Annotated in this window: 2 protein-coding genes; both read left to right on the top strand. The window is 74.5% G+C overall.

All coding sequences use genetic code 11. The features are described from left to right. The first annotated feature begins 387 nt into the window (after positions 1-387). A complete protein-coding gene (locus DQW06_RS23380) occupies positions 388-2,322 on the top strand; it encodes a methylmalonyl-CoA mutase family protein (protein WP_013156530.1) in 1,935 nt (644 codons plus the stop codon). Further along, complete coding sequence (scpA, locus tag DQW06_RS23375) at positions 2,319-4,535, top strand: methylmalonyl-CoA mutase (RefSeq protein WP_013156531.1); 2,217 nt, start codon at positions 2,319-2,321, stop codon at positions 4,533-4,535. The genes DQW06_RS23380 and scpA overlap by 4 nt, the downstream gene beginning before the upstream one ends. The last annotated feature ends 19 nt before the right edge of the window (positions 4,536-4,554 follow it).

Genomic DNA, 4,554 nt, shown 5'->3' with positions numbered 1-4,554 from the left:
GGGTGGGGGGAGGGGGATGCCAGTGGACCGTGAAACGCATGGGGTGGCCCGCCATTCCGACTCCCGTCACCCTCCGTCGGTTCACCGAATACCAGGAGTGTGTTCCACTTCACTGAAAGAACGCGTGCGGTGACACTTCGGTGAAACGCGGGACCCGAGAGGAGCCGAAGACCCCCTGAGGAGTCCGCCCCCGCCGTGAGCAGGCGCGGAAGCGCGCGTACCCCCTCGCGGCCGTGCGCGTGCGCCGCACTCCCCGGGGGCGGAGGCGTGGCGGCGCGGGAGGAGGGATCCGGCGCTTCCTCCGGCGGGCCGGGTCCGGCGCCGGGGTGTGCCGCGCCCCACACCCCGGGGCGGCGCGACCGAACGAGATTCTCTACCATCCACTATATGGACGTCCCTGAGAGCGGGGCCGCCGGATCCGGCGCCCCCAACCCGGCCGACGGGTTCCCCGCTGCCACACACGAGCGGTGGCGCGAACTCGTGGCGGGGGTACTGCGCAAGAGCGGTGTCCCCGAGGACCGGCTCGCCGACACACCCGAGTCGGCACTGGCCACGCACACCTACGACGGGTTCGACATCGAACCCCTCTACACCGGCGACCCCCCGGCCGCCGACCCCGGCTTCCCGGGGCTGCCCCCCTTCACCCGGGGCCACCGGCCCGGCGGGTCGGTCCCCGAGGGCTGGGACATCCGCGCCCGCCACACCGACGCCGACCCGGACGTCCTGCGGCGGCGCCTGCACGCCGACCTCATGAACGGCGTCAGCTCGCTGTGGATCGCCGTCGGCGGCACCGGCCTGCCCGTCTCCGCGCTCGGCCGGGCCCTCGGCGACGTCCACCTCGACCTCGCGCCCGTGGTCCTGGACGCCGGGGCCGACCACGCCGACGCCGCCACCGCGCTGCTCGACGCCCACGCCGACGCGGGCGTCCCCGACGGCCGGATCATCTCCCACCTGGGCATCGACCCCCTCGGCACCGCGGCCCTGGCCGGCGAGCGCCCCGACGTCATGGACCCCGCCCGCCTGGCCGCGGAGCTGGCCCGCGGGCGCCCCGGCCTGGGGCTGTTCGTGGCCGACGGCCGCCTCGTGCACAACGCGGGCGGCTCCGACGCCCAGGAACTCGGCTTCGCCGTCGCCGCGGGGACCGCCTACCTGCGCGCCCTGCACGCCGCCGGGATGGACCTGCCCGACGCCGCGCGGCGCATCGAGTTCCGCCTGGCCGCGAACGCCGACCAGTTCGGCGTCATCGCCAAGCTGCGCGCCGTCCGCGCCATGTGGGACCAGGTCCTCGACGCCAGCGGGGTGCCCGCCGACCAGCGCGCCATGCGCCTGCACGCCGCCACCTCCGAGGCGATGATGACCCGGCGCGACCCCCACGTGAACATGCTGCGCACGACCGTGGCCTGCTTCGCCGCCGGGGTCGGGGGAGCCGACGCGGTCACCGTCGCCCCCTTCGACTCCGCCGTGGGCCTGCCCGACGACTTCGCCCGCCGCATCGCCCGCAACACCCAGTCCCTGCTCATCGAGGAGTCCCACCTGGCGCGGGTCGTCGACCCCGCCGGAGGCTCCTTCTACGTCGAGGCGCTCACCCGCGACCTGTACCGGGCGGGCTGGGCGTTCTTCCGGGAACTGGAGGCCGAGGGCGGGGCCGCCGAGGCCGTCGAGCACGGCCTGCTGCGCGAGCGCGTGGACGCGGTGTGGACGCGCCGCCGCCTCGACCTCGCCCACCGGCGCTCCCCGCTCACCGGCGTCAGCGAGTTCCCCAACGCGGACGAGGTCCCGCTGGTGCGGCCCGCCGACCCCTCGCGGCCGCCGGCCCCGGTCCCCGGCGGCTTCCCGGTGCGCCGCTACGCCGACGACTACGAGGCGCTGCGCGACCGCAGCGACGCCCGCGCGGGCGACACCGGCCGAAGGCCCACCGCCTTCCTGGCCACGCTGGGCCCGGTCGCCGCGCACACGGCCCGCGCGTCCTTCGCGGCCAACCTGCTCGCCGCGGGCGGCGTCGCCTCCCACGAACCCGGCCCGCTCGACGGCGCCGCCGCCGTCGCGGAGGCGTTCGCCGCCTCGGGCAGCCGCGTCGCCGTGCTCTGCTCCTCCGACGCGGTCTACGCCGAGCAGGCCGAGGACGCCGCGCGGGCGCTCAGGCGCGCGGGGGCCCTGCGGATCCTGCTCGCGGGCGCGCCCGACGACTCCTACCGCGAAGCCGGGGTCGACGCCTTCGCCCACCGGGGGTGCGACGCCGTCGCCCTCCTCACCGACCTGGTCGACGTCCTGCTCACCGATCCGCCGGCACCGTCCGCCACTGCCGAGGGGGCGCACGCATGATCCCCGACTTCTCCGACGTCCCGCCGCGGCTCCCCGCCTTCTCGGGTGACACCGCCTCCGGACACGCCGCCTGGCAGAGAGCGCTGGAGGCCGGCACCGGCAAGGCCGCCGACGCCCTGGAGTGGGAGACCCCCGAGGGCATCGGCGTCAAGCCGCTGTACACCCCCGCCGACCGCGCGGGCCTGGACTTCGTGGACGGGCTGCCCGGCATCCCGCCCTACCTGCGCGGGCCCTACCCGACCATGTACGTCAACCAGCCGTGGACCATCCGCCAGTACGCCGGGTTCTCCACCGCCGAGGAGTCCAACGCCTTCTACCGGCGCAACCTGGCCGCCGGGCAGAAGGGCCTGTCGGTCGCCTTCGACCTGGCGACCCACCGCGGCTACGACTCCGACCACCCCCGGGTGGCGGGCGACGTCGGCATGGCGGGCGTGGCGATCGACTCCATCTACGACATGCGCCAGCTGTTCGACGGGATCCCGCTGGACAGGATGAGCGTGTCCATGACCATGAACGGCGCGGTGCTGCCGGTCCTGGCGCTCTACATCGTGGCCGCCGAGGAGCAGGGCGTCCCGCCGGAGAAGCTGTCGGGGACCATCCAGAACGACATCCTCAAGGAGTTCATGGTCCGCAACACCTACATCTACCCGCCGCGGCCGTCGATGCGGATCATCTCCGACATCTTCGCCTACACCTCGCAGCGGATGCCGCGCTTCAACTCCATCTCCATCTCCGGCTACCACATGCAGGAGGCCGGGGCCACGGCCGACCTGGAGCTGGCCTACACCCTGGCCGACGGCGTGGAGTACATCCGCGCCGGTCAGCGCTCCGGGCTGGACGTGGACGCGTTCGCGCCGCGCCTGTCGTTCTTCTGGGCGATCGGCATGAACTTCTTCATGGAGGTCGCCAAGCTCCGCGCCGCCCGCCTGCTCTGGGCGCGCCTGGTCAGGGACCTGGGCGCGACCAGGGACAAGTCGCTGAGCCTGCGCACCCACTCCCAGACCTCGGGGTGGTCGCTCACCGCCCAGGACGTGTTCAACAACGTGGCCCGCACGTGCGTGGAGGCGATGGCCGCCACCCAGGGGCACACCCAGTCGCTGCACACCAACGCCCTGGACGAGGCGCTGGCCCTGCCCACCGACTTCTCCGCGCGCATCGCCCGCAACACCCAGCTGCTGCTCCAGCAGGAGTCGGGCACCACCCGCGTCGTGGACCCCTGGGGCGGCAGCTACTACGTGGAGCGCCTCACCCAGGAGCTGGCGGCCAAGGCCTGGGAGCACATCCGGGAGGTGGAGAAGGCGGGCGGCATGGCCGCCGCGATCGACGCCGGGCTGCCCAAGATGCGCATCGAGGAGGCCGCCGCCCGCACCCAGGCGCGCATCGACTCGGGCCGCCAGCCGGTGATCGGCGTCAACAAGTACCGCCCCGACACCGCGGACGAGATCGAGGTCCTCAAGGTCGACAACTCCCGGGTGCGCGCCCAGCAGCTGGAGAAGCTGCGCCGCCTGCGCGAGGAGCGCGACGAGGGCCGGGTGCGCGCCGCGCTCGACGCGCTCACCGCGGCCGCCGGGGGCGGGTCCCGGGCGGACGAGGCCCTGACCGGCAACCTCCTGGCGGCGGCGGTCGACGCGGCCCGCGCCAAGGCCACCGTGGGCGAGATCTCCGACGCCATGGAGAGGGTCTTCGGCCGCCACTCCGGGCAGATCCGTACGATTCAGGGTGTGTACAGGGACGAGGCGGCGGGCAGCGCCGACGCGGCCGACCTCATGGAGCGCGTGACCCGCCGGGTGGAGGAGTTCACCGAGGACGAGGGCCGCCGACCCCGCATCCTGGTGGCCAAGATGGGCCAGGACGGCCACGACCGGGGCCAGAAGGTGATCGCGACCGCCTTCGCCGACCTGGGCTTCGACGTGGACGTCGGCCCGCTGTTCCAGACCCCGGCCGAGGTCGCCGCGCAGGCCGTGGAGGCCGACGTGCACGTGGTCGGGGTGTCCTCCCTGGCCGCGGGGCACCTGACCCTGGTGCCCGCGCTGCGCGAGGAGCTGGCCCGGCTGGACCGCGGGGACATCATGATCGTGGTGGGCGGGGTCATCCCCCCGGCGGACTTCGCGCCGCTGCGGGAGGCGGGCGCGTCGGCGATCTTCCCGCCGGGGACGGTCATCGCCGAGGCCGCCGTCGACCTGCTCGACCAGCTGGAGGAACGGCTGGGGTAGGGGAGGCGCGAGGGGTGCC

Origin of the sequence: Nocardiopsis sp. TNDT3 (assembly GCF_003427465.1) — a bacterium.
In the GTDB taxonomy this organism is placed as follows: domain Bacteria; phylum Actinomycetota; class Actinomycetes; order Streptosporangiales; family Streptosporangiaceae; genus Nocardiopsis; species Nocardiopsis dassonvillei.
This window is presented reverse-complemented; position numbering and strand designations above follow the sequence as displayed.